Annotated in this window: 16 protein-coding genes; 10 read left to right on the top strand and 6 right to left on the bottom strand. The window is 65.2% G+C overall.

Features of this window, described 5'->3' with window-relative positions; genetic code table 11:
- Nucleotides 1–144: 144 nt before the first annotated feature.
- Nucleotides 145–471: a ferredoxin gene (fdxA, locus tag ACWGCN_RS02820; RefSeq protein WP_379312515.1), complete on the bottom strand. Its 327-nt coding sequence runs from the start codon at nucleotides 469–471 to the stop codon at nucleotides 145–147.
- Nucleotides 468–2,945, bottom strand: coding sequence for a molybdopterin-dependent oxidoreductase (locus ACWGCN_RS02815; RefSeq protein WP_452458154.1), 2,478 nt, complete (start codon nucleotides 2,943–2,945; stop codon nucleotides 468–470). Before ACWGCN_RS02815 ends, fdxA begins: the two co-directional genes overlap by 4 nt.
- Nucleotides 2,946–3,049: 104 nt before the next feature.
- Here ACWGCN_RS02815 and ACWGCN_RS02810 point away from each other — a divergent pair, with 104 nt between their 5' ends.
- The 8 genes from ACWGCN_RS02810 (at nucleotide 3,050) to ACWGCN_RS02775 (ending at nucleotide 11,356) form a co-directional block, all read left to right on the top strand.
- Nucleotides 3,050–3,625: a TetR/AcrR family transcriptional regulator gene (locus ACWGCN_RS02810; RefSeq protein ID WP_379312513.1), complete on the top strand. Its 576-nt coding sequence runs from the start codon at nucleotides 3,050–3,052 to the stop codon at nucleotides 3,623–3,625.
- A gap of 219 nt (nucleotides 3,626–3,844) precedes the next feature.
- Nucleotides 3,845–4,435, top strand: a complete 591-nt coding sequence (locus ACWGCN_RS02805) for a TetR/AcrR family transcriptional regulator (RefSeq protein WP_452458155.1) — start codon at nucleotides 3,845–3,847, stop codon at nucleotides 4,433–4,435.
- Between the two features lie 249 nt (nucleotides 4,436–4,684).
- Entirely contained in the window at nucleotides 4,685–6,076 is a 1,392-nt protein-coding gene (locus ACWGCN_RS02800) for a flavin-containing monooxygenase (protein WP_452458156.1), read from the top strand.
- Nucleotides 6,077–6,106: 30 nt separating this feature from the next.
- Nucleotides 6,107–7,351 carry an NADH:flavin oxidoreductase/NADH oxidase family protein gene (locus ACWGCN_RS02795; protein WP_452458157.1) on the top strand — a complete coding sequence of 415 codons (1,245 nt, stop codon included), beginning with the start codon at nucleotides 6,107–6,109 and terminating at the stop codon, nucleotides 7,349–7,351.
- A gap of 17 nt (nucleotides 7,352–7,368) precedes the next feature.
- On the top strand, nucleotides 7,369–8,169 hold the full coding sequence (locus tag ACWGCN_RS02790; protein WP_387446756.1) for an SDR family NAD(P)-dependent oxidoreductase: 801 nt from the start codon (nucleotides 7,369–7,371) through the stop codon (nucleotides 8,167–8,169).
- Between the two features lies 1 nt (nucleotide 8,170).
- Nucleotides 8,171–8,950 (top strand): acetoacetate decarboxylase family protein, encoded by a 780-nt coding sequence (locus ACWGCN_RS02785; RefSeq protein WP_452458158.1) that lies wholly within the window; start codon nucleotides 8,171–8,173, stop codon nucleotides 8,948–8,950.
- Nucleotides 8,947–10,071, top strand: a complete 1,125-nt coding sequence (locus ACWGCN_RS02780) for a hypothetical protein (protein WP_452458159.1) — start codon at nucleotides 8,947–8,949, stop codon at nucleotides 10,069–10,071. Before ACWGCN_RS02785 ends, ACWGCN_RS02780 begins: the two co-directional genes overlap by 4 nt.
- Before the next feature lie 16 nt (nucleotides 10,072–10,087).
- Nucleotides 10,088–11,356, top strand: coding sequence for a cytochrome P450 (locus ACWGCN_RS02775; RefSeq protein ID WP_452458160.1), 1,269 nt, complete (start codon nucleotides 10,088–10,090; stop codon nucleotides 11,354–11,356).
- A 225-nt stretch (nucleotides 11,357–11,581) separates the two neighbouring features.
- Here ACWGCN_RS02775 and ACWGCN_RS02770 read toward each other — a convergent pair whose 3' ends face one another.
- From ACWGCN_RS02770 to ACWGCN_RS02755, 4 genes are all read right to left on the bottom strand, one after another.
- Nucleotides 11,582–11,980 carry a hypothetical protein gene (locus ACWGCN_RS02770; RefSeq protein WP_452458161.1) on the bottom strand — a complete coding sequence of 133 codons (399 nt, stop codon included), beginning with the start codon at nucleotides 11,978–11,980 and terminating at the stop codon, nucleotides 11,582–11,584.
- A 100-nt stretch (nucleotides 11,981–12,080) separates the two neighbouring features.
- The gene (locus ACWGCN_RS02765; RefSeq protein ID WP_452458162.1) at nucleotides 12,081–12,215 is read right to left on the bottom strand and encodes a hypothetical protein; all 135 of its coding nucleotides are present in this window, start codon (nucleotides 12,213–12,215) and stop codon (nucleotides 12,081–12,083) included.
- A 334-nt stretch (nucleotides 12,216–12,549) separates the two neighbouring features.
- Complete coding sequence (locus ACWGCN_RS02760) at nucleotides 12,550–14,766, bottom strand: MMPL family transporter (RefSeq protein ID WP_387446760.1); 2,217 nt, start codon at nucleotides 14,764–14,766, stop codon at nucleotides 12,550–12,552.
- Between the two features lie 45 nt (nucleotides 14,767–14,811).
- A complete protein-coding gene (locus ACWGCN_RS02755) occupies nucleotides 14,812–15,474 on the bottom strand; it encodes a class I SAM-dependent methyltransferase (protein ID WP_378989570.1) in 663 nt (220 codons plus the stop codon).
- Nucleotides 15,475–16,071: 597 nt separating this feature from the next.
- Between ACWGCN_RS02755 and ACWGCN_RS02750 the strand changes: the two genes are divergently transcribed.
- Together ACWGCN_RS02750 and ACWGCN_RS02745 are read left to right on the top strand one after the other, a co-directional pair.
- Nucleotides 16,072–21,519 carry a type I polyketide synthase gene (locus ACWGCN_RS02750; RefSeq protein WP_452458163.1) on the top strand — a complete coding sequence of 1,816 codons (5,448 nt, stop codon included), beginning with the start codon at nucleotides 16,072–16,074 and terminating at the stop codon, nucleotides 21,517–21,519.
- 6 nt (nucleotides 21,520–21,525) lie between these two features.
- Complete coding sequence (locus tag ACWGCN_RS02745; RefSeq protein WP_452458164.1) at nucleotides 21,526–25,986, top strand: type I polyketide synthase; 4,461 nt, start codon at nucleotides 21,526–21,528, stop codon at nucleotides 25,984–25,986.
- The last annotated feature ends 7 nt before the right edge of the window (nucleotides 25,987–25,993 follow it).

Below are 25,993 nucleotides of genomic sequence, written 5' to 3'. Positions count from 1 at the left end.
ATCGAAAGCCGCCCGGCGCGGACCGCGGAACGGCGTGAGCAGGCCGCGTTCTGTGGGAACTAACAGACCGGCTCGCACACCAATAGGTCCCGTCGACATTCATCGAGGCGCGACGCGTGCACTGAGTGGCAGTGTCACCGGAGTTCAGCCGTCGACGGTGTTGGGCGCCAAACCGGCCACGAACGGGGTATCTCCGTCGTATTTCCCGAATTTGGCGGCGCCACCGGGGGAACCGATCGTGTCGAAGAAGTCCACGTTCGTCTGCGTGTAGCCCGTCCACTGGTCGGGGACGTCGTCCTCGAAGAAGATCGCCTCGACCGGGCAGACCGGTTCGCAGGCACCACAGTCGACGCATTCGTCGGGCTGGATGTAGAGCATCCGGTCGCCCTCGTAGATGCAGTCCACCGGGCATTCCTCGATGCAGGCTCTGTCTTTGATGTCGACGCAGGGTTCGGCGATCACGTAGGTCATGCGGTCGGGATTTCTTCGAGTGCTTCGAGCCGGGCCGGGACGTGTTTGTGCCATGGGGTGCCTGCGAAGGCGTCTTTGAGTTCGAGGCCGGTCAGTTCGTTGGGGGAGACCCCGGCACTGGTCGTTGTTCCGTCGCCGGTGGGGTAGTCGAGGCCGAAACCGTTGGGCAGGGCGATGTTTCCTGCCCGCATCATGTCGCTGACCTCGACGATCACGGTGGCGGATCCATTCGCGGTGACCAGTCGTGCCGGGGCGCCGTCGGTCAGCCGCAAGGCGGTGGCATCCTCGGCGCTGATCCGGAGGTGGCCGTCGCGGTCACGGCGACGCCAGTCGGGGTTGCGGAAGATCGTGTTGGCGGTGAACGAGCGCCGCTCACCGGCGGCCAGGACCAGCGGGAACTCCGGGGTCGTCCACGCCGTGCGCGCGGTGGGTAGCCGGCGGACCTGGTCGAGCAGATTGTCGATGTCGATGGTGAAGCGGCGGTCCTTGCGCTTGACGTAGTGCCAGACGTCATCCCAGGTGTCGTCGGTGAAGACCACGCCGGTCGGGGATTCGATGATCGCGTCGAACAGCCGGTTGCCCGGCGTCAGGCCGGTGCCGGTGAAGCCCGCTCGGGCAACGGCTTTCGGGTTCGACATCGCACATATCTGACTGATGCCCCACAGCACCGCGGCGCCCCTCATCTGTGGCGCCATCGTGGTGCCGAGCGTTTCGTACAACAAGTACGGAGCGATCTTTCCGAGGGCGGGATCAGCGGCGACGGTGGCCAGGAAGGTCGCGCCGAAGGTGTCACGGCCGGTCTGCGCGGCGCGTCGGAGCCGGGCGATGGTGTCGGTGTCGAGGACCCGCATGCGTCGAAGTACCCGCGCGTAGATCTCGGGTTCGGGCAGCGTGCCGTCGAGCGGCTCCATGAGCGGTTTGCGGAGGTGAACGACATTGCGCGGGAATTCGAAGTTGAAGAACGTCGCTTCGGGCTTCTCGTACTGGCTGGCGGCGGGCAGCACATAGTCGGCCTCACGCGCGGTTTCGGTGAACGCCACATCGATCACGACCGACAAGTCCAGTGCGCGCATCGCGGCCCGGAAGCGGGGCGAATCGGCGAGGGAATGCGCCGGGTTGGACGAGTCGATCCACATCGCGCGGAAGCGATCCGGGTGGTCGGTGAGGATCTCGTCGGCTATCGAATTGCAGGGGATCAGGCCGCCGATGATCTTGGCGCCGGTGACCGGTGAGGTTCGGCCGCCGCCGCCACTACCGCCGCTGCCGAGCATCCCGCCCGCCAGGGGAACCATCGCGTCGAGCAGGGCCGAGGCCCCGGCCTCCACCCGCGCACGCAGCGGAGTCACCCGGGCGAGGGTGGGCAACGTCGCGCTGATCGCCGTGGCCGCCGCGGTGACGGTCCGCGCCGTCAACCGCTTCTGCGCGCGGGCCAGTGCGCTCGGCTTCTTGCGCGGTGATCCGGACCCGGAACCGCCGGTCAGCATCGCGAAGGAGGAGTGCAGGTACATGGTGCCGGGTCTGCCGAAGTTGCCGGTGACGATCCACAGGAGTTTGTTCAGGTAGGACACCAGGGTGCTGTTGGGCGCCTGCTGGATGCCGAGGTCCTCGTAGACGCACACGCTCGACGCGGTCGCGATCCGGCGCGCTGCCGCCCTGACCTCGCCTTCGCCGACACCGCTGATCGTCGCGAAATCCGTGATGTCGCAGGACTGGAACGCCGCCTGGACCTCGTCGTAGCCGGTGGTGCGCGCGGCGATGAAGTCGGCGTCGACCAGGTCTTCCTGCACGATCACCGCGACCAGTGCGGCCATCAGCCAGGCGTCGCGCCCCGGCAACACCCGCAAGTGGTGCTCGGCCATCGCCGCGGTTTCGCTGACGCGCGGATCGATCACGATCATCGAACGGGTCGGGTCGGCGGCTACCTGCTTGAGTACCGGTCTGGCCCGCGGAAAGCTGTGTGATTGCCAGGGGTTCTTGCCGACGAACACCAGTACTTCGGCGTGTTCGAAATCGCCTTTGGTGTGACCGCCGTACAGGCGGCCGTCGACCCAGATCTCCCCGGTCTTCTCCTGTGCCAGCGCATTGGAGTGATAGATCGAGCCCAGTGCCCCGCGCAGCCCGGCCGCGTTGGCGGCCCCGAGGTGGTTACCTTGGCCGCCACCGCCGTAGAAGAAGATCTTGTCTCCGCCGTGTTCATCGGTGATGGCGGAGAGTTTCGCGGCGATCTCATCGATCGCTGTGTTCCAGTCGATCTCCTGGTAGGTGCCGTCGGGCCGGCGTTTCAGTGGGGTGGTGAGGCGGTGGGCGCCGTTCTGGTACAGGTCCAGGCGCATCGCCTTCTCGCAGGTGTAGCCCTCCGATGCCGGATGCGCCTTGTCGCCGCGGATCTTCGCCAAGCGGCGACCCGCCACCTCGACGGTGATCCCGCAGTTGCACTCGCACAGCACACACGCGGTCGCCTTCGGTTCGGCCATGTCACACCCCTTCGACGAAAGTATGCTAGGCAACATAGCATAATGTTATGCCAAGTAGCATAGTATTGCTGAGTTGACCCGAATCCCGTAAGGAGCGCGACGACATGGGAGCCCGCACCGACACCCGGCAGAAGATGCTCTACAGCGCTGTCGAGCTCCTTCGCGAACGTGGCTCGGCCGGGGTGACCATCGACGCCGTGCTGGCGCGCAGTGAGGCACCGCGCGGATCGGTCTACCACCACTTCCGCGGTGGACGCGCCCAGATCATGACCGAGTCGCTCGCGCTGGCCGGTGACGCCATCGGCACCATCATCGACAAGGCGGTGGAGCAGGGATCGGTCGCGGCGTTGCGGCGATTCGGGCAGTTCTGGAACACCCTGCTCGCGCAGTCCGACTTCGAGGCAGGCTGCCCGGTCGTCTCGGTAGCAGTCGGCAGCTCGCCCGATGACCGGCACCTGCAACCGGCGGTCGCGGGCATCATCCAACGGTGGCAAGCCGCCCTCGTCACCGCGCTCGAAGCCGACGGTGTCGAATCCGAGCGCGCCGTTCGGCTGGCCACCATGGCGATCGCCGCCATCGAAGGCGCGGTGATCCTGTGCCGGGTCAATCGATCCACGACGGCGCTCGACGATGTCATAGAAGAACTCGAGGGGCTGCTCACCTCGGTGGTCGCCGGCTGAGGTGCCCTCGGTGCCCGGCGTCGCGATGGTCGCTCGTGTTCCGAGCTCCGCGGTGAGCCGGTGCTCTGGGGCCGTGGGAGCGAATTCCTATTGCTGCATCTAGTGCAGCTACAGCGTGTGTAGAATTTTCCTCTGCGCTGTCGCTGGACTCGCTCGGCGCGGAGAGGGTGGTACGCGATCGTGGCCGAACGGCAGAGCAGGGCAGCATATGCCCCGCGAATGGCTCCTGAGCAGCGCCGGGAGCAACTGTTGGACGCGGTTTTGCGGGTCATTGTCGGGCAGGGCGTGCACAAGGTGTCCATCGACACTGTCGCGAAGGAGGCCGGTGTGAGTCGCCCGGTCGTCTACGGCCATTTCGACGACTCCGACCAGCTGCTGCTGGCCTGCCTCGACCGGGAGGAGGCCGCGGCGGTAGCGCAGATGGCCACCGTAGTCCCGATGATGACGACCGATCCGACCCAGGCAATGGCGGACAGCCTCGAGCATTTCCTCGACGCGGTGCAGGCCGCGCCCGATAGATGGCGGGCGGCATTTCAGCTCGCCGACTCCAGCACTCCCGCCTTCCGTCGCCGTCTGGAGCGCGGACGCCGAGCGTTCACCGAGGCGCTGACCGCGTATATGCGCGCGGCGGCACCATCCGGACAGCTTGTCTCGGTCGATGTCGAACTCACTGCCCGTCTCGTGTACGCGCTGTTCTGGGAAGCGGGCCGACTCGTTCTGGCGGAACCCGATGCCTTCCCGCCGCAGCGCATTCGTGACTACGCCGCACAGCTCATTCCCGCTCTGCCTGCGTTTCATACCTCTGCCTGATCGAGCCGGGTCGACACCCTCGCGGCCGTCGATGTTTCGCCGCCTTCTCTAGGCGCTGCTGTTTACCGGCCGAAGATCGCCGTTATCGAGCGGCGACCTCGGCATGCCTTGCCGTCGTGTTCATCGACTTCCCGGTGTACGCCCCGCGTGAGGCCCGAAAACCGACTCGTGCTTGACAGGGCACCGCCAGGTAGCAAATACTACACTCAATGTAGCTACAAAGACTGTAGCTTTTGATGGGAGGTCGCCATGACGCGCCGGTACTGCATCATCGGAGCGGGATACACCGGTCTGGCCGTGGCCAAGGCCTATACCGACCTCGGTCTCGACTACGACCACATCGAGGCGACCGCCGCGATCGGTGGCAACTGGTCGCACGGGGTGTACGACTCCACCCACCTGATCAGCGCCAAAGCGGTCACCGAGTACCCCGACTATCCGATGCCGGATGACTATCCGGATTTTCCCAGTGCCGGGCAGATGCGCGACTATCTGCATTCCTTCGCTGCCGCATTCGGGCTCGATCGGCGCATCGAGTTCGACTCTCAGGTCACCGACGTCGCGCCGCTCGATGACACCGGTACGGCGGGCTGGCGAGTCGAATTCGCGAGCGGTGAGGCACGCGAGTACACCGGCGTCGTCGTCGCCAACGGGCACTACTGGGACACCAACATTCCGACGTATCCCGGCGAATTCACCGGCAAGCAGATCCACTCCAAGAACTACAAGCGCCCCGCCGACCTCGACGGCACGCGGGTCCTGGTCGTCGGCGCCGGTAACTCCGGATGCGATCTGGCGGTGGAAGCCGCACTGAATTTCGGTACGTCGGAGATCTCTCTTCGCCGCAGCTACTGGTTCATCCCGAAATATGTGCTCGGCGTGCCGAGCAGCAAGTTCGACATCGGCTCGGTTCCGGTGCCGAAACTGCTGCAGGAGGCCGTCTTCCGGTCGATCGTCGCAGTGGGGATGGGTAGCTTTCACCAGTTCGGGCTGGAGAAGCCGAAGCACCGCATCTTCGACCAGGATCTGGTGGTCAACCAGCAACTGCCGTATTTCCTCAAGCACGGCCGGATCGCGGTCCGTCCCGAGATCGCGCGCTTGGACGGGCACACAGTGCATTTCGTCGACGGCACCAGCGGGGAGTACGACACCATCGTCTGGGCCACCGGTTTCAGGACAACCTTTCCGTTCCTGCGCGAAGGGCTGCTCACCTGGGAGAACGGGCAGCCGCGGCTGGTGTCGCACACTTTCGCGCCCGGCCTGGCCAACCTCTCCTTCGCCGGACTGGTCGCGCCGCGTTCCGGCGCGGGCATGTTGTTGATGAACAGCTCCCGGCTACTCGCCGAGGCGGCGTTGCTGCAACAGCAAGTACGCACCCCGCTCGGCGATCTCTACTCGATCGTCTCCGAACCCTCCGGTGAAATCCTCGCCGGTGGACCGGAATTGCGCTGGGAGGTGCTGCGCGGCCGATGGCTGGTGCGCGTGCTCACCCAGCTGTCCACATTGCGGATCCTGCTGTTGCGCAGTTCCGTCACGACGGCGACGGAACCTGCGAGCCCAGAACCCGTGCCGGTTGCGCCACGCAGGCTGACCCGCATCGTGGTGAGCCCAGTCCTCGCCGTCGCCCGTCGGATCGCTTGACTCCCAACCCACTACACAGGAGCCCCTTCCATGCCTCCCAAGAATCGTGCACCCCGGACGATCGCCGTCGGTAGCCCCTTGACCCTGCCGTGCGGGGTGACTTTGCCCAACCGCATCGCCAAGGCCGCGATGAGTGAACAGCTCGGCGAGATCAACGGTGCGCCCAGCCAGACGCTGACCCGTCTCTACAGTGCGTGGGGTCGCGGCGGCGCGGGTCTGTTGATCACCGGCAACGTGATGATCGATCGCCGCGCCTATGTCGAGCCCCGCAATGTGACACTCGAAGACGATCGCCACCTCGAAGCCGTCGGCAACTGGGCGCGCGCGGGGTCGCGGGAAGGCGCCGTGATGGTCATGCAGATCAACCATCCCGGCCGAGTCGCGATCGGCCCGCTGAATCGGCTTCCGGTGGGCCCGTCGGCACTGCGTCCGGGGACCATCGGCTACAACCTGCGCAAGCCACGCGCGTTGACGCTTGACGGCATCGCCGACCTGCGACGTCGCTTCGTACGCACCGCGGAATTGGCGGTCGAGGCCGGTTTCGCCGGTGTGCAGGTGCATGCCGCGCACGGATATCTGCTCTCGCAGTTCCTCTCTCCCATCGCCAACCAGCGAACCGACCGATACGGCGGCAGCCCGGCGAATCGTCGTCGACTGCTACTCGACATCGTCGCCGACGTGCGCGCAGCCATCGGGCCACGCGCACTGCTCTCGGTGAAGCTCAACTCCGCCGACTTCCAGAGCGGGGGACTGGACAAGCGCGAATCGCTCGATATCGCACTCGCCCTCGAGCAGCTCGGGATCGATCTGCTGGAGGTCTCCGGCGGCAACTACGAAGCGCCGGCGATGACCGGCGTGGTGCAGGACAGCACCCGTGCGCGCGAGGCCTACTTCCTGCGCTACGCCGAGAATCTGCGCGCCGAATCGGCGATGCCGCTCATGCTCACCGGCGGTGTCCGCACCCTCGAATTCATGAACGACGTGCTGGCACAGGGCGCGGTCGATGTGATCGGGCTCGGCCGCCCGTTCGCGGTGCGCCCCGATATCGCGGCCGAACTGCTGGCCGGTACGCAGGAGCCGCAGATGCTGCCCACGGCGCCGCGCATCCCGATCAAGGGCGCGACGCCGATCAACTCCTATCTCCAATTGGCCTGGCACGCGGCGAATTTCCGGCTCATCGCGGCCGGCGAGCGTCAGGTGAGCGGACCGGGCGCGATCCGGACTCTGGTCGCCGCCGGGACCACCGTGACCGCCCGCGCGCTCACCCAATTCTGATCACCGAGGAGCAACTCATGAGCCTGCCCACTCCCACTCCCGCCCTGCGGGCCGTCGTCACCGGAGCCTCCTCCGGGATCGGCGAAGCCCTCGCCGACGGCCTGGCCGGTCGCGGATACTCGTTGATCCTGGTGGCACGCCGCGAAGACCGGTTGCGCGAGTTGGCCGATCGGCTTGCCGAACGTCACCGCGTCGAAGCCGAGGTCCGTGCCGTCGACCTGTCCGACCGCGACGAGCGCGCGAAACTGTGCGAGGAACTCGCCACCCGCGAGATCGCCGTCCTGTGCAACAACGCCGGTTTCGCCACCTACGGCACGCTGGCGACCGCGAACCCGGCCAGGGAACGCCAGCAGGTGGAGCTGAATACTGTTGCCGTCCACGACCTCACGCTCGCTGTACTGCCCGGCATGCTCGCCCGCCGCGCGGGCGCGATCCTGATCACCGGATCCACCGCGGGCAACCAGCCCGGTCCGAACAATGCCACCTACGCCGCCAGCAAGGCCTTCGCCAACACCTTCGCCGAATCGCTGCACGGTGAATTGGCCGGCACCGGCGTGCAGTGCACCTTGCTCGCGCCGGGGCCGGTGCGGACCGAATACGCCGAGGTGGCTGAGGTTCCGAACCTGGACCGGATGGTGCCGGGCCCGCTGTGGGTCAGCGCCGAACAGGCCGCGAACGATGCGATCGCGGGCATGGCAGGCGGTCGCCGCCGTGTAGTCCCCGGCATCTTCGCCAAGGTACAGACCGTCGGCGGCCAGTACACCCCGCGCGGGTTGGTCGGGCCGATCCTGCGCACCATCTACCGAAGGGTCAAGTGACATGGGTTGGGAACCTGCCGACCGGACCGAGGGCCGATCTTTCCGGGTGGATATGCGCCGCGCACTGGCAATCGGCGATCCGCGCCGCAGCCTCTACCGCGACGCCCACTACTTCAGCGCCACCGTCGACATCGACCCCGCTGCGATGAAGCCGTGGCTCCCGGCCGGGGTGCGGTTGACCGAACCGGCGCGCGCGGATCTGTTCACCGCGTGCTTCCCGGACAACAACTTCGAGTCGCCGGGATACCACGAGGCGGGGTTGTTCGTGCACATCAAGACGGTGCAGGGCACCGGAATCCACTGCCCGTGGATGATTCTCGACGACGATGTCGCCTTGATCATGGGGCGCGAACTGCTCGGCTATCCGAAGAAGCTCGGTGAGGTCGACTGGACAGTCACCGACACCGAGATCCGTGCCGAGGCGTCGCGCCGCGGCAACAAGCTGCTCACCATGGGTGGCAGGCTCGGCGCGGTTATCGCCGATCCGCCACCGATTCTGGGCCGCCCGCACCGCAATGTCGTCGGCCTCGCCGGGCTGTTTCCCGCCTTCGTGGTGGGCTTCACGCCCCGCGAGCGGGTGATCGAGGTGCGCCAGATCGAGGACTTCAGCCTGGACGTACACGGTTCCGAACGCGATCCACTCGACCAGATGGGGATCGGGCGGGTGATCCAAGCGCGGCTGCACCGCGTCGATCTGCTCGGTGTGTGGGTGCCACCGATACCGCTGCGACCGCTCACCCCGCTGTTCACAGCGAGCCGGATGCGGCCTCGAGTCCTATGAGCATCGCCGATCGACTCATCACCGAACCGCTCGACATCCCGCGACCGGCCGTCCGCGCGCCGTTCCCCCGCATCGATACCTTCGACAAGGCACTCACCGCACCGGGCGGTTTCGGTCCACGACTGCGCGCATGCCGCACGGCCGCACTGGATTTCCGTCGCGAGTTCGCCGCCACCGGGCGACCGGACTCGGTGCGGACCCACGATCTGATATCGCTGCCGTATCCGACCCGCTACGGTCTGTTCCGCGCCGCGATCAGTCCCACACCGTTCGTCACCATCAGCAACCGCTTGCTGATCGTGCGCTGGACCGAGACCGACGGCACCCCGCGCACGTTGCTGTTCGAGCCGAGCGATCATGCACTCGACTCCTACACGCCGTATTTCGATGACATGAAGCGATTGGCACCAGGACCGGTACGAGGCCTGTTCGTCCATGAGCACACCGATGTGCCGACTGCCTGCCGCCGCGCCGGAGTCGACCCGGCCGAGGTCGACTACCTCGCCTTCGACCACCTGCACACCCAGGATGTGCGGCGCTGGCTGGGTACCACCTCGCCGCAACCCGACATCAGCCCGAATCAACCTGTGGTAGCGGCTTTCCCGAATGCGAAGCTGCTGGCTCAGCGTGACGAGCTCGAGGCCATGGCCGACCTGCACCCGTTCCAGCGGCCCTGGTATCAGCCGAGCACCTTCGTCGACCTGCCACCCGAGAAGATCCTGCCGCTCGACGGCAGTGTCCTGCTCGGCCCCGGTGTCGCGCTGATCACCACGCCGGGCCACGCCATGGGTAACCAGTCGCTGGTGCTCAATACCGACACCGGCATCTGGGCGATCAGCGAAAACGCCATCGCCACGGAATGTCTCACGCCGGACCAATCTCGAATTCCGGGTCTGGCGAAGGCGGCGAAATCCTGGGGACACGAGGTGGTGCTGAACGCCAACACCATCGAAACCACGTACGAGCAGTACAACTCGCTGGTCATCGAGAAGACCATCGTCGATGTGTCCCAGCAGGATTCACGCTTCCTGCAATTCTTCCCGTCCAGCGAGCTGACCGGCGCACTGCTCAATCCCGGCACCGCACCCACCTTCACCCACCGCGCCATCCGGCACGGCTGACCCACTCGGCGGCATCATGACCACCACACCCGCGCGCAACCTCGGACTTTTCGCTCAGCTGCTCGATCCCGCACACCGCGCAGACCCGTACCCGCTCTATCACCGCATCCGCGAGCGCGGACCTGTCCGGCTCGGCGGGGCACCGGTAGTGGTGTTGTCGTCGTATCAGGACTGCGCAACGGTATTGCGCGACAAGGCGAGCAGCGTCGAACGCCACTACGCCTCGATTCCTTTGGGGCCCACCCCCGTTCACGACCTCGCGGGAGACCTCGCCGGCGAACTCACCGGCATCGCCCCGATGCTGTTCCGCGACAACCCGGATCACGCCCGCCTGCGTCGTCTGGTCGCCGCGACCTTCACTCCCGCCGTTGTGCGCCGGATGGAGCCACGGATCACCGCCATCGCCGACGCAGCTCTGGACCGTGCGGCCGAGCGCGGGCAACTCGATATCGTCGCCGATCTCGCCGGCCCGCTGCCGGTCACAGTGATCTGCGAACTACTCGGTGTCCCACTCGATGACGAACCCCTGATTCGAGGGTGGTCGACTGGACTGGCACGCGCTCTCGACCCGGTGTCGGCCACCGCCACCACGGGCCGCCCCGACCCCGCGGCACTGGTCGGCGACAACAACGCGCTGCACGATTACTTCGAACAGCTCGTGCGCCACCGCCGCACCCGGCCGGGTGCGGATCTGGTGTCCGCCCTGATCGTCGCCGAGGACTCAGGCCAGGCCCTGAGCCACGACGAACTCATCGCCACCTGCGCGCTGCTGCTGATCGCTGGACACGAAACCACGGTCAATCTCATCTCCAACACCGTTCTGGCTCTGCTTTCTCATCGCCTCCATGGCCAGATCCTGTGCGTAGCACCGCCTTTCGTCACATCAGTGGTCGAGGAGAGCCTGCGCTACGACCCGCCGGTCCAGCTGGTTCCCCGCATCGCCCGCGAGGCCATCCAGCTCCCGGATATCACCATCGCGGCCGGTGACTTCATCGTCATGCTCCTCGCCGCGGCCAACCGTGATCCGGCGGTGTTCGCCGACCCCGATCGATTCGACCCTGCCCGTGCGAATCGTCATCTCGCCTTCGGTCTCGGCCAGCACTTCTGCCTCGGCGCCTCGCTGGCTCGGCTCGAAGCCACCGTCGCCATCAACTGCTTCGCCCGCCGGGTCATCGACCCCCGCCTGGTCAGCGATCCACCGAGCTATCGCGAGCACGTCACCTTGCGTGGACCGGCGGCGATGCCAGTCACCTTCGCCTCGATCGCTTCCGCGAACGCCGCGTGACCGGATGCGTGTGGTCCTGAGTGACCCGGGCGGGACCCAATCGGTCCAGTCCTCGTTCAGCCGGCGGAACGGGCCATGTAGCAGACCAGAGCCTCACCTCGGCAACGAACCGAGGTGAGGCTCTGTGAGTCCGGCCGCCTCGACGCTGAACCGGATAGCGCAGAGGCGCCCGCTCGATGACTTCCGCGCCGGCACGGTGCAGCCCCGGGATCGACACGGAATTGCTCAGTCCAGGAGCTGGGGATCCCGGCGGCAGTAGGTGATGGGCGGGTCGATGACGATCACATCGGTGACGGTCAGCAGGTCGGCGGGCACCTGGCCATCGAGGTGGATGAACGTGGGGCACAACACCACATCGACGGCGAGCTCGGTGACGAGGAACTGTAATCGGGCCAACGGTGTCGTCGTGAGTATCAGAGTCCCGAGGAGCTCGTAGCCGAGATCGATCGCGGTGGTACGGATCAGTGATTCGCACTGCGGTCGGCTCGGACCGGTCAGGTCGGCACGCACATAGCCGATAGCGGTCCTGACGGCCGGACGCCGGCGCCGACGGGCGAACCCGATGTCTGCCGAGGCGCGAGTGAACCGGCGCGCACCGGCCGGGTCCGAGATCTGTTTGTGCATCGGATGTCCTGCCTTCGGTCGAAGCCATGTCTGCGGGCACGGCACGGATAGGAAGGTGATGGCGAGATCGCACCAGGCTGGAACGATCTGGCGCGATGAGCTATCGAGTCCGCCCGCGGACATAGGACGCAGTGGTCGCATCGGCGAAGTAGCGCACGGCGCCACCGGTGGTGATATCGGCTGCGCTGTCGCCGATGTCCGGGTGGGCGGCACACGCAACTCGAGGGGCAATCATCACCTGAACACCTCACTGTCTGCGGGGTGGAGCGTTCGACGGGCCCAACCTCATCACAGTTACCGATAGGCAAATAGAGTAGAAAGTCCCTCTAAAAAGAGTGGTCGGGGAGCCGTGTCAGCATCGGGGACGTGCTCGCGTCTCGGGTAGCGTTCGACCGGGTGGGTTGTGAGTACATCTTCACGAGCAGATCCACTGCTCGGTACGAAGCTCGTCGAAACCCCGGTAGGACTAGCACATCCGGGCACACTGGATCGGCTCGCCGCCGGACCGGCGTGTTACGCCGAAACCGAGACGGCATCACGTGGTGACACCGGCAGCGAATCCGGTACGTCTAGCGAGATTCGCTGATTCCGATTCGATCATGCAGTGCGGCAAGGGGTTTCGGAGCCCACCAATTGGCGCGGCCCATCACGTGCATCGCCGCAGGCACCAGCACAGTGCGTATCAGTGTCGCATCCATCAGCACCGCCAGGGTGAGCCCGAGGCCGAACATCCTCATGAATGGCACTTGCGAGGCTGTCAGCGCGCCGAATGAGATCGCCATGAGCAGCGCGGCGGCGGTGATCACCCGTCCGGTTCGGGCTACGCCCAGCGCCACGCCCTCGTCGTTGGCCTGAGTGCTGTGGTCGGAGGTCTCCCAATGTTCGCGGAACCGCGAGACCAAGAACACCTCATAGTCCATCGATAGGCCGAATGCGATGCAGAACAACATCACCGGCATGCTGGCGACCAGGGTTCCGGTGGGCGTGGTTCCCAGGGCTCCGAGGTTGCCGTCTTGGAAGATCCATACGAGCGCGCCGAACGTCGCCGTCAGTGACAACACGTTGAGGATCAACGCCTTCACCGGGAGCACGACACTTCCGGTGAGCAGGAAGAGCAGCGCGAAGGTGAGGCCGGCGATCAACCCGAGCACCAGCGGCAACCGTGAGGTGATGGCATCCACGCTGTCGCGGTTGATTTGCGCGAGTCCGGATATCTGTACCGATCGGCCCGCCGGGCCCGCCACATCGTGAATCCTGTCCAACTGTGTGTCGGAGGCGTCAGTGCTCATCGGTGCGGTGCTGAAGACCGTGAGAAACCCGCTGCCCTCGGCCAAGCCGGCCAGATCGGCCGGTGGCCCCACTTTCATGCCTCCCGCGAACGAGCCGGTCGGGGCGGCCACCGCGGCGACGTCGGGCACGAGAGAGAGGTTTGCGGCGTAACGCTCCAGGTCGGCCTGTTCCAGGCCGGACGCGTCAGGGATGACGATGGGGATCGACGCCGCGGGATCGATGGCGAACTCGCTGCGTAACTGGTCACCCACCTGATGCGCCGACATGGAATCCGGGAGCAGGCGGTCGTCCGAGAATCCCCATTTCATGCCGATGGCGGGAGATCCGAGCAGCAGTAGGAGTGCGATCACAGCCAGACCGATCGGTATGGCGTGGCGCATGACGCGCTTGGTCGAGCGGTACCAGAACGACTGCTCGATCGGTGTGGGCACGGGATCGGGTCTGCCCAGCAGGCGGCGAGCCAGGCGCCGCACATCCAGGGCATCCAGTCTGTGCCCCAGCAGGACGATGACCGCCGGTGACACTACGATCGCCGCAATCGCCGCGAAGGCGACGATGGACACGCCCGCGTACGCGAACGACCTCAGGAAATACATCGGGAACACCGCCAGCACCGACATGGACAGTGCGACGGTGATCGCGGAGAACGCCACGGTGCGGCCCGCGGTGGCCATGGTCCGGAACAGCGCGGCGTTGCCGGTGGCGCCGTCGGCCACTTCGTCGCGGTAGCGACTGATGATCAGCAAGGTGTAGTCGATCGCCAGGGCGAATCCCAGCGCGGTCGCCAGGTTGAGAGCAAAGGTCGACACCTCGGTGCCGAAGGTGATCAGCCTGAGCACCGACAACGAACCGACGATGGCGATCAATCCGACGGCGACCGGCAAGGCCGCCGCCAACAGCCCGCCGAACACCCACACCAGCGCAACGAAGCTCAGCGGAATCGCGATGGCCTCCATCAGAAGCAGGTCGTGCTGGCTCTGCTCGTTGACTTGCGCGTAGGCCAGTGGCGTGCCGCCGGCGCGCACGGTGACGTCGCCCCTGTCGCGCGCCACTTCGTCGGACAGGGTCTTCGCGTAGTGCTCCGCGTCGTTCTCCGAGCCCGCGAGATTGGCCACGATCAGCCCGGACCTGCCGTCTTTGCTGACCATGGCCGCCGCTGCCTGCTCGGGCGAGGTCCACGCCGACGACAGGTCCATGACGTGCGGCGACCGTTTCATATGGTCGACGACATCGATGGCGACCTGTCGACCTTGTTCACTGCGGGCACCGTCGGGGGCGGTCACCACGATCAGCAACTGCTGATCGCTGACGCCGAACTTGTCCGTCAGTAGCCGGGTCGCCCTGGCCGAATCCGACTCCGGATCATTGAAGCCGCCCGCTGACAGGCTCCCCACCGCCGGGATGCCGAATATCGCCGCGCCGACAAAGAGCGCCATCGTGACGGCGACGACTCGTCGTGGTGCGGCGACAGCCAGTTGTGTGATCCGGTGAAACAATGCGGGTCCTCTCGGGGCGGGAGCTATCGGCGGACGGCTATATGATCAGTCGCGCCCCGGCTTGGTTGCCGAGAAATATGCGATTGCGCCCGAACAATTGATGGTGATCTGATCGAGGCCGGCCGCTTGAAGCCATTGACGAAGCTCGTTCTCCGGGTAGACGTCGGCGAAGATCCCGCGCCGTTGCCACAGTGACACGAAGAGATCGTTCTTCCGGCCCTTACCGGTGAGAACCGTACTTCCGCGCAATACACCGCCCGGGCGTAGCGCGCGCCCGACAGCGGCTATCGCACCCGCCGGATCGGGCATGCAATGCAGGCCCATGTAACTCAGGCAGAGGTCGAATTCCGAATCGTAGGGAAGTGTCACCACGTCGCGTTCGACCAACTCGAGGTTCCCGATTGCGGATTTCTCTGCTTCTTTGGCGGCGAGCGTGAGCATCGCCGGGGAGACGTCGGCGCCGATGTATCGCTTCGGTGTGGTGCCGGCCAGTTGCGGGAATACCGCACCGCCGCCGCACGGAATATCGAGGACCTCGGCGCCGTCGACCAGACCGCGCACGTCTTTCAGGTCGGCATAGAAACGCCGGTAATCGGATCCGAATGCGACGTATGTGTAGACCATCGCAACGATCGGATGCTTCACCGTGTAATCCCATCCTGAAGTGATGGGTGTGCCTTTACGCCATTTCTGGGTGACGATCGTCATTGTTCTTTACCATCCTTTTCTTCGGCGTATCGCACTGATATGAGTGTCTTCGTGATCCGGCCGTTCATGCGCAAAACGTATGTCCGCCGATATGTTGGGTTCGAGGGGTGCGCGGGTCGGTCCAGGGCGATCACGTGGATTGCGGGATGCTTGCGAAGGTGCCGCGCGGAAAGCCAATTGCGATGGGGTGCAAGGGTATTGGTGGTCGTAACCACATGCTCCCGGGTCGCGCTCGCCGGCGGCCGGACCGGCGGCCTGCAGTCCGGGGCCGCCACGTCGCTGCTGGACTGGTCTGACCTCTGAAGATGCATGCTGACATGCTGAAATAAACCTGCGCCAGGTATGGCGGCCCCCTGCCGATCCGAGTGGACGAATTGCTCCCCAGGCTTCACGGAGGCCACCATCACCTCAAGCGAGTGTGACTTATCTCACATTAGGCGGAGAAGCTCCGGTCCTACGTAGCTGGTAGCTTCCAAAGTAAGGGGACTCGGGGCGAGGAGCGTCGAAGTCACGCGGGAGAAGTGCAATTCATGGCTCGGAGGGGATGACTATGTTCAACGATTCTAATCCAAAGATCGATGCCGGTGTAGCCCACTGATGCAGCCCGGCGCGGAATCGCTGTTAAAAAAGCTTTCTCCGGCAACCAAGGCTGCGCTACGCCGTGCGCTCGCTGCCGAGGATGTGAACGTATCCACGTCGGCGGAAACGGACGCTGTAGCGCTCATCGGCGTTGGTTGCAGGTTCCCCGGGCGCATCACCGATTCCGGTAGTTACTGGGATTCCCTGATGGAAAAACGGGATGCGATCACCGAAGTGCCGGCGGGGCGCTGGAATATTCGCGAGCAGTACGAACGGCATCCGGGAATTCCCGAGAGCAGTTCGATGAACTGGGGCGGATTCATCGATGATCCCGCTGGGTTCGACGCTGAATTTTTCGGTATATCCAGCGCCGAGGCTACGGCCATGGATCCGCAACAGCGGGTACTTCTCGAAGTCGCTTGGGAGTCGATTCAGAATTCCGGAATTCGCTCCGACGCTCTCGGCAACAGCCGGACTGCTGTGATTGTCGGGATGACGAGCTGGGATTATACGATCGTCAATATCGAGCGGCGCAGTGAGCCTGTCGCGCATATGGCTACCGGAAACACCCACAGCACCGCCGCCGGGCGTATCTCGTATCTGCTGGGTCTTCACGGGCCGTCTTTCACGGTCGATACGGCCTGCTCTTCTTCGCTGGTCGCCATCCACCTCGCGTGTCAGAGCCTGCGGTCGGGCGAAAGCGACCTGGCCCTCGCCGGTGGCGTGCAGCTGAATCTGGCGCCCTACGCGGGGCTGGCGATGTCGCGATGGTCTGCCTTGTCGCCGACGGGCAGGTGCCGGGCGTTCGACAGCGAAGCCGACGGATTCGTCCGGAGCGAGGGTTGCGGTGTCGTCGTGCTCAAACGCCTGTCCGATGCGGTGCGCGACAACAATCGCATCATTTCCGTCATCCGCGGATCGGCGGTGAACCACGACGGACCGACGAACGGGCTCACTGCCCCGAGCAGGGCTGCGCAAGCCGATCTGATCCGTCAGGCACTGGCATCGGCCGATGTCCCGCCGGGGACTGTGGGTTTGATCGAAACACACGGCACTGGAACGCCGCTCGGCGATCCCATCGAGTTCGATGCGATACGTCGGTCCTACGGCGCCGCGGGTATCAGTTGCGCGCTGGGTGCGGTGAAGACGAACCTGGGTCATCTCGAGGCAGCGGCCGGGGTGGCCGGGCTGATCAAGGCGAGTCTGGCGCTCTACAACGACGCGATTCCGCCCAACAATCATTTCAACGAGTGGAATCCGCAGATAGACGCGTCGGGATCGCGGTATTTCGTTCCGACCGATTGCACGAAATGGCCGGTCGCCGATCACCCGCGTCGTGCCGGGGTGTCGTCCTTCGGCATTTCCGGCACCAATGCGCACGTGATCGTGGAACAGGCACCGGAAGTGCCGCTGACAGCGGTGCTGGAACGTCCCGTCACGGCATTGCGCCTGACGGGGAAGACGCCGGAACGGATTGCCGCCGAGGCCGATGCCCTCGCAAACTGGATGGCAGGCGACGGGGCGAAGGTTTCGATCGACGATATCGCCCACACCGTCAACCGGACACGGGCGAGCTATCGGCATCAAGCTGTGGTGGCAGGCCGGGACCGGGCCACGATTACCCGCAGGCTTCGGCAACTGTCCCGGCCGGAAGCCGATGGCGCCGTGGTGCATCGACGGTTCCGGAGCGGGCTGCGGCCGGTGTGGTTGTTCTCGGGCCAGGGATCGCAGTGGGCCGGGATGGGTCAGCGGCTGATGGCGGACGAGCCCGTCTTCGCCGCAGAAATCTCGCGGGTGAGTTCGCTGATCGCCGCCGAAGTGGATTTCGATCTTCGTGACATGCTGAGCCGCGGCGAAGAATTCAGCGGAATCTCGCAAATTCAACCCGCACTGTTCGGTATTCAGGTCGCGCTCGCGGCGCTCTGGCGTTCGTACGGGGTCACACCCGGCGCCGTAATCGGTCATTCCATGGGGGAGATCGCCGCGGCGGTCGTTGTTGGCGCTATCGACGTACAGACCGGGGTGCGCGTCATCTGTCGTCGCTCCCTGCTGCTGCAGCGAAACGCGGGCCGAGGCGCGATGGCGATGCTGTCGCTCAGCTCGGCCGACTGCGCCGCACTGATCCGCGGATACCGCGGCCTGGATATCGCCGTGCTCGCGGCACCGAGCCAGACGATCGTCTCCGGCGACGAAACCGAGCTGGCCGACCTGATGGCGCGGGCCGAGAAGGAGTCGATTCCGGTCTGGTCCATCAAATGTGATGTGGCGAGCCACAGCCCCCAGGTGGACAATCTGCTCGGCGATCTGCGCCAGCGCCTCGCGGGGGTGGCGAAAAGACAAGAGCCGGAAGGCGGGTACTACTCTGCGACCTCGGCCGACCCGCTGGAGACGCCGCTGTTCGATCCCCAGTACTGGGTCGACAACCTGCGCCGGCCCGTGCAGTTCCACCGAGCCTTGTCGGCCGCGGCTGCCGACGGGTATCGGCTCTTCACCGAGATGTCTCCGCATCCGCTGCTCGCCTCACCGGTCACCGACACGCTCGAGTCGGTGCTGGCGGGAGAAGAGTTCATGGTGAATTACTCCATGAAGCGCGATCAGGATGAAACCGAGGAGTTTCGTTCTCAACTCGAGCGCGTCTTGTCCGCGCTCGAGCCGGCATTCGGCGAACTCGGCCCCGACACAGGTCGATTCGTCGATGTCCCGGCCGCGCCGTGGGCACATCAGAACTTCTGGACGGCCGATCGAGCGCCCGTCGTGGATACCGGCGGTCACCCACTGCTCGGCCGAAACGTTGGTGTCCCGCGCACCGGCACCCACGTCTGGAGTGTCGATGCCGGTACCGAACGGCATCCGTGGCTGAACGATCACCGGGTGCACGGAATGCCGGTGATGCCGGCCGCGGTGTTCGTCGATATGTGTCTGGGTGCTGCCGGTGACGTATTCGGTCTCGGATCCGAACAACTGGAGCTGCACGATTTCACCGTCGACAACATGCTCGTGCTCGACCAGCACTTGACCCTGACCACGCACCTGACCTGGCGGGCTGCTGATCGAACGGCCGAGATCGAGATCTTCTCGCAGTCGGTTGACGGCGACTGGCTCCGGCACGCCGGGGCAGTGGTGAGTCGCGTCGATGATGTGACCGGCGATCGCGACCGGGCTCCCGTCGATATGGCCGGCGAGCCGGGGACTTCCACGAAGACGGTGCCGGTGTCGGCGCTCTATGCCCTGTTGAGGCAATCCGGCCAACTGCACGGGCCGGCTTTCGCGGCGTTGACCAGGATCGAACGGCATGGCGGGGGAAAGGCTTCCACCATGATCGAACTCCCGGCCTCCGCTCCGCAGAACCTTCGATTCACGGCGCATCCGGTCATCCTCGACGCTGCCCTGCAGAGCATCGGCGCCGCGCTGAGTGACACCTCTTCGACGCTGTCTGCGGACGCCACCTATCTGCCGCGATCGATCGAGTCTTTCCGGATCTTCGAACCGATCGGCCACGCAGTCGGCTGCCGCGTACGGCTACGGCAGTCCGACGATGTGGACCGCAGTGTCCAGGCATCGGTCCAGCTCGTGAACGAGGCCGGCCGGTCGGTGGCGGAATTCACCGGTATCTCCTTGAGGAAAGTGACCTCCCGGAGGCTGGATCTTCCGATCGGGCACAAGGTCTTCGACACCCGATGGACAGCGAAACCACCGACGGCACCGGCGAGTTCGTTCGATGGGAGCAGCTGGATCCTGGTGACCGACGGCGACAACTGGTCATCGTCCGCGTCGGCCGTCGCCGCCGCGATCGGCGAGAATCAGGGGCGGGTTCTCCCCGCTACGCTCGCGGACGAGCGATCATTGCTCGCGGCATACGAGTCGGCCGCGGAGGGTGAAGGCACTTCCCCGGCCGGGATAGTGATCTTCCTCGATCCCGCCGGGCCGCGGGAGGCAGCCACCGCGGTGGGAATCGCGCGCGCACAGGGGTGGCTGCGGCACTTGTCGTCCATTGTTCGGACGATCGTTCAGCACCCCGCCGAGCAATCGCCACGTCTGTGGCTGGTGGCTCGGGGCGGCCTTGCTGTTCACGATGACGAAGTCGGCGACCCCGGGGTCGGGGCACTGCGCGGGGTGATCCGGACGCTCGCGTTCGAGCATTCGGAATTGCACGCGACGCTCATCGATCTCGACCCCGGTGCCGACGGTGCCGCGGAACTGTTGTCCGAACTGAGGGCAAGCGCCGGAGACGATACGGTCGCCCTGCGTCGCGGTCTCAGATATGTGGAAACACTCGCGAGAGCGCAACTCGGCTCAGACGTTCCGGGCAATACGGTGCGAACCGACGGCTCGTACATCATCACCGGCGGCCTCGGCGGGCTGGGACTCAGCATCGCGCGATGGCTGGTGGAACAGGGTGCCGGCCGCGTGGTTCTCAACGGCCGGTCCGCGCCATCCGACGAAGTAGCGGCGCTGCTGGCGGAGTTCGGCGGCAGCGCCGAAGTGGTCGTCGAACTCGGCGACGTTTCGGCCGCCACGACCGCGGACAGACTCGTCGCGGCCGCCGAGCAGACCGGTCGGCCGTTGCGGGGTCTGATTCACGCTGCCGGCGTGCTCGACGACGGAATATTCCTCTCGCTGGACGACGAGAGCTTGACGAAGGTGTGGCGACCGAAAGTGGCCGGTGCGGTGGCCCTGCACCACGCCACCGTCGGCCGGGACATGGATTGGTGGATCGCCTTCTCATCGATGGCCGCGATGCTCGGATCGCCTGGCCAGGCAGCCTATGCCGGGGCGAACGCGTGGCTCGACGCTTTCGTTCGATGGCGCCGCGCGCAGGGCGCACCGGCATCGGTGATCAATTGGGGCCAATGGTCGGGTGTCGGATTGGCGACGTCGGTAGTCCTTCCTGTAGTCGACCCGCTCACTCCGGCGGAAGGTGTCGAGGCGTTCGGAACGCTGCTGGCCCACAACCCGGCGCGTATCGGAGTCGCGCGGCTGCGGCTGGATCGTGCGCGGGATCTTCCGGAGCTGAAACAGCTGGCCTATTTCGGGGAGGTGATCCAAGAATTCGATCATGCGGACGTATCGGAAGAATGGATCGGCCCGGACGGTCTGCGGAAAATGGGCCCCGACGAGGCGCGCAAGGCAATAGCGGAACGATTGGCCTCCCGTCTGAACGCCATAGTCGGCGCGACGTCGTCGGTCGGACTCGATGCGAGTGCTTCACTGTTTTCGGTGGGAATGGATTCGCTGATGGCGATACGTATCAAGAATGCGTGCCGAAGGGATTTCGGGGTGGAACCGTCGGTTGGACTGCTGTTGCAGGGCGCATCATTGCATGATCTGGTACAGGACATCGCCGGTCAGCTCGGGTTGAGCCTGTCCGAGCATTCGAATGAGAACGACGAAACACATAATCGGCCGATAGCACGTGCGCACGCTCGCCGAAGCGCACGGGCACGACGGTCGCGCGGCGGAGAATAGGATTGCGTGAGTAAGGTGACAGTAGCGGCCGATTCCGGTATCGAGAACTCGATTGCGATCGTCGGTATCGCCGGGAAATTTCCCGGCGCCGAGTCAGTGGAAGAATTTTGGGAAAATCTTCGTCATGGTCGCGAATCCATTATCGATATCTCCGACGATACGCTGATCGGGTCGGGAGTTCCGGAAGCGGTGTTCAAACGTCCGAATTATGTGCGGCGTGCCCCGATTCTGGCAGACATCGACAAGTTCGACGCCGAATTCTTCGGGTTCACGCCGCGAGCGGCACGGATCATGGATCCGCAACACCGGATGTTCTTGCAGACGGCCTGGAAGGCGCTCGAGGACGCCTGCTGTGATCCGTACCGGTACGACGGCGCGATAGGAGTGTTCGGCAGCAGCGCGGCCAGCGGTTACCTGCTGCACAACCTGCTTTCGCACGGTGACCTGCGCGAATCGATCGCTCAGGGAGCGAACGCAGAGCTGCTCAACCTATTGATTCACAACGACAAGGACTATCTGGCAACCAGGCTGTCCCACCAGTTCAATCTCCGAGGCCCCAGCCTGACCGTGCAGACGGCGTGCTCCTCTTCCCTGGTGGCTGTGCACATGGCGTGTCAGAGCCTGCTGTCGAACGAATGTGACATGGCGCTCGCGGGCGCCGTATCGCTTCGGATACCGCACCACGTCGGATACTTCTACGAACCGGGATCCATGGCATCGGCGAGCGGACATTGCCGGCCCTTCGATGCCAGGGCCGACGGTACCGTCTTCGGTAGCGGTGCAGGCATCGTGGTTCTGAAGAGGCTCGAGGACGCGCTGGCGGCGAATGACACCGTCCACGCGGTGATCGCCGGTTCCGCCGTCAACAACGACGGGTCCCGGAAGATGGCGTTCACAGCGCCCAATGTCGCGGCCCAGGCGGACGTCATCGCCGAAGCACAGGCTGTCGCCGGTGTCGACTCGTCCGATATCAGCTATATCGAAGCCCACGGCACCGGGACGCCGCTGGGAGACCCCATCGAGCTGGACGCACTGCGCCGGGCTTTCGAGATATCGAGGAAACAGCGGTCGGCGCCATGCTATATAGGCTCCGTCAAGTCCAATATCGGACACCTCGAGGTGGCATCGGGTGTAGTCGGTCTGATCAAGACCGTACTGTGCCTGAAGAACCGAGCGATTCCGCCGACGCTGCATTTCGAAAAGCCCAATCCCGAACTGCGGCTCGATCGCAGTCCTTTCGTGGCACCGACAGAGTATCGCCCGTGGGATTGGGACGGCCTTCGATACGCCGGCGTGAGTTCGTTCGGAGTGGGCGGAACGAACGCGCACGTCGTGGTGCAGGAGGCCCCCGTCGTCGCCGCTGCGCCGTCCCGTTCCGGGCCGCAGGTGCTGTTGCTGTCGGCGCACACCCATGAGGCCCTCGTGGAATCACAAGGGCGCCTGGCCGCGCACCTGAATTCGAGCCCGGAACTCGACCTTCTCGATGTGGCGTACACCCTCGACAAGGGACGAAAGCCCCATCAGGTGCGAGTGGCCACCGTGGTGAACGACCGGGCTTCGGCGACGCAGGCCTTGGCCGGTCGCGGAAACGAGCCCAAGATCGTGCTCGACCCGGACGCAGCGGTTGCCTTCCTGTTCCCCGGCCAAGGAACTCAGCACCTGGGGATGGCCCGGGACCTGGTGGAATCGGAGCCGGTTTTCGCCGAGACCTTCAACCGTTGTGTCGACGAGTTCCACAGACTGTCGGGTCGCGATATTCGCTCGGCGGTATTCGGCTCGGACACCACGCAATTGAACCGGACCTGCTACGCGCAGCCGGCGATCTTCAGCGTCGAGTACGCCTTGGCGAAGCTCCTGGAGTCGTACGGCGTCCGGCCCGCGGCGTTGGTCGGGCACAGCATCGGTGAATATGTGGCAGGCACGGTAGCCGGTGTCTTCGATCTCGGCACGGCGATCCGGGCTGTGGTCGCGCGCGCTGAGCTGATGCATGCCGCGCCGATGGGCGCGATGCTCGCTGTCGCGTCTGCGGTCGGCGGGATCGAGGACGGGCTGGGGCCGGAGCTGGATGTCGCCGCGATCAACGACCCGCACCAATGCGTGGTATCGGGGTCGACTCCGCGCATCGAGGAGTTCGAACGCTGGTCGGCGGGCCGGGGAATTCTGACCCGCCGATTGGATGTCTCGCACGCATTCCATTCGGGCCTGATGGAGCCAGTGGTGCCGAAGTTCCACGATGCACTCCGGGACCTGCCGCTCGCCGAACCGAAGATCCCGTTGTTGTCGAACAGATCCGGTTCGTGGATGTCAGCGGTGGAAGCGACCGATCCGGCCACGTGGGCGCAGAGTATCCGCGCTACCGTCCGGTTCAAGGACAATATCGAACATGCCCTGGACACGGCAGGCTACGTGTTCGTGGAGGTCGGACCCGGCGGATCGCTGAGCGCATCCGTGAAGCGGCACCAGAGCTGGACCGAGGACAATCACGTTGTGCGCCTCATGCGCCGACCGTCGGAGAACGCGAACGATCACGACGTCTTCCTCGGCGCACTCGGCCTGCTGTGGACTGCCGGAGTGGGTATCGATTGGTCCCCGCGGTATTCGGGCGCCGCTCCGCGCTGGGCTTCGTTGCCGGCGTATCCGTTCGCACGTGACCGCTATTGGATCGACGCCGCCCACGTTGTCACCGGCGACTCAGGAGGAGCCGACGCCACCGAACCGAAGCGGGACGTGTCCGGACGGGTCTCGGCCCCGAGCGAGAACGCCGAAGACGTGGGCGGCGTCCGGGCGATCGAGATCATGCTCAGCGAGATCGCGAACGAAGTGATCGGTGTAGACCACCTCGATCTCGACACGAACTTCTTCGATCTCGGCGTCGATTCGCTCATGGCCGTCGGATTCGTCCGACGAGCGCTGGAGTCCGGGGCGGATATCGAACCACAGGATCTGTTGGAGAATCAGACGATCCGATTGCTGGCGCGGGCCGTGTACGAGCGGTCGTTGTCGAGTGAGGGCAGCGAGAGCGCGGCCACACCCGATGCGCAAGCGGCGGATTCGGTCGCCGACACAGGCACACCGGCGAAGTTCACCGACCGCGAACTCACCGGGATCGCCGGTCAGCTGAGCGGACATCGACCGGGAACACCCGTGCCCGTCAGCGAGATCGAAGATATCTATCCGCTGTCTCCGGTACAGAAGGACACGCTGCGATACGTGCTCGCAGACGGGGGCGCCGGTGTCTTCCTCGAACAGTTGGTGGCGACGTTGGTCGGCCCACTCGACGTCGAACTGTTTCGCGATGCGACACAGCGGGTGGTCGACCGGCACCCTGCCTTGAGAACGTCGATCGCGTGGAACGGGGATGCCGAGCCTGTTCAGGTGGTTCGCCGCAGCGCGACAATTCCGTTCGTCGTCGAAGACGTGACGGCATCGGACAGCCACGATGGGGGGAAGCGCGAGAGCGAATTCATTGCCCGGGATCGGGGGCAGGGCTTCGACCTCGCCTCGGCGCCCCTCGTTCGGATCACGATCGTCAAGGTATCCGAGGACCGCCACCGAATCGTGTGGACGCATCATCGGATGCTCCTCGACGGCACATCTTTCGCCATGGTCGTCGCGGAAACCGCCGCCCGATACCAAGGTCTGAAGGCGGGAAGACTGAGCGCGCCGAAGGCCGCTCGGCCGTTCCGGGACTACATTTCGTGGGTTCACGAACTCGACGGCGATTCCGCCGAGGAGTTCTGGCGCGCCGAGCTGAACGGCATGAGGTCCAACGCGCTGAAGGAGATTCGTCCCGCGGAAGCCCCCGCAGCCTCCGGGGAGGGAGACGCGCAGCCGGTTGTCGCCGTCGGACTCACCGCCGCGCAGACGGCACACGTCACCGAAAGCCTGCGTGCTCAGCGCGTAACTTTGGCGACCGCGGCCTACGGGGCGTGGGCAGGCGTCGTCGAGCGGCACAGCGGCGAATCGGACGTCACCATCGGCGCGGCCGTATCCGGGAGGTTCGGTCCCTCGGCCGGCATGGAGCAGATCGTCGGTGCGTTCTCGAACGTGGTCCCGCTGCGCGTTCACTTCGATCCGTCGGTTCCCACCGGAGAATGGCTGCGACAACTCCAGTCCCATGTCACCTCGCTCAGGAGTTTCGAGCATGTCGCACCGCCTGACCTGGCGCAGTGGTCGGGCGTGCCCGCGGGGCGTCCACTGTTCGAGACCGCGGTGTCGGTCGCGGTCCACGCATACGAAGGTCTGGACGTCGGCTTCGCCGATGTGTCGTTCGAGGATGTCGACGTTCACCTCCGATCGAACGTCCCGCTCTGGGTGATGGTGATTCCCGGCGCCGAGATCTCGTTCCGGGTGATCTACCACGCCGCCCGGATCGACGCAGCGGAGGCAAGGTCGCTGCTCCAGGATTGGGTGTCGATTTTCCTGGAGTTGGTCGGGGAGGGTCGGCCGGGTGTCGATGGCGAATAGGGGCGGG

It is taken from the genome of Nocardia sp. NPDC055050 (assembly GCF_053608345.1).
The sequence above is the reverse complement of the archived record's forward strand: the minus strand, read 5'-3'. Positions and strand labels throughout refer to the sequence as shown.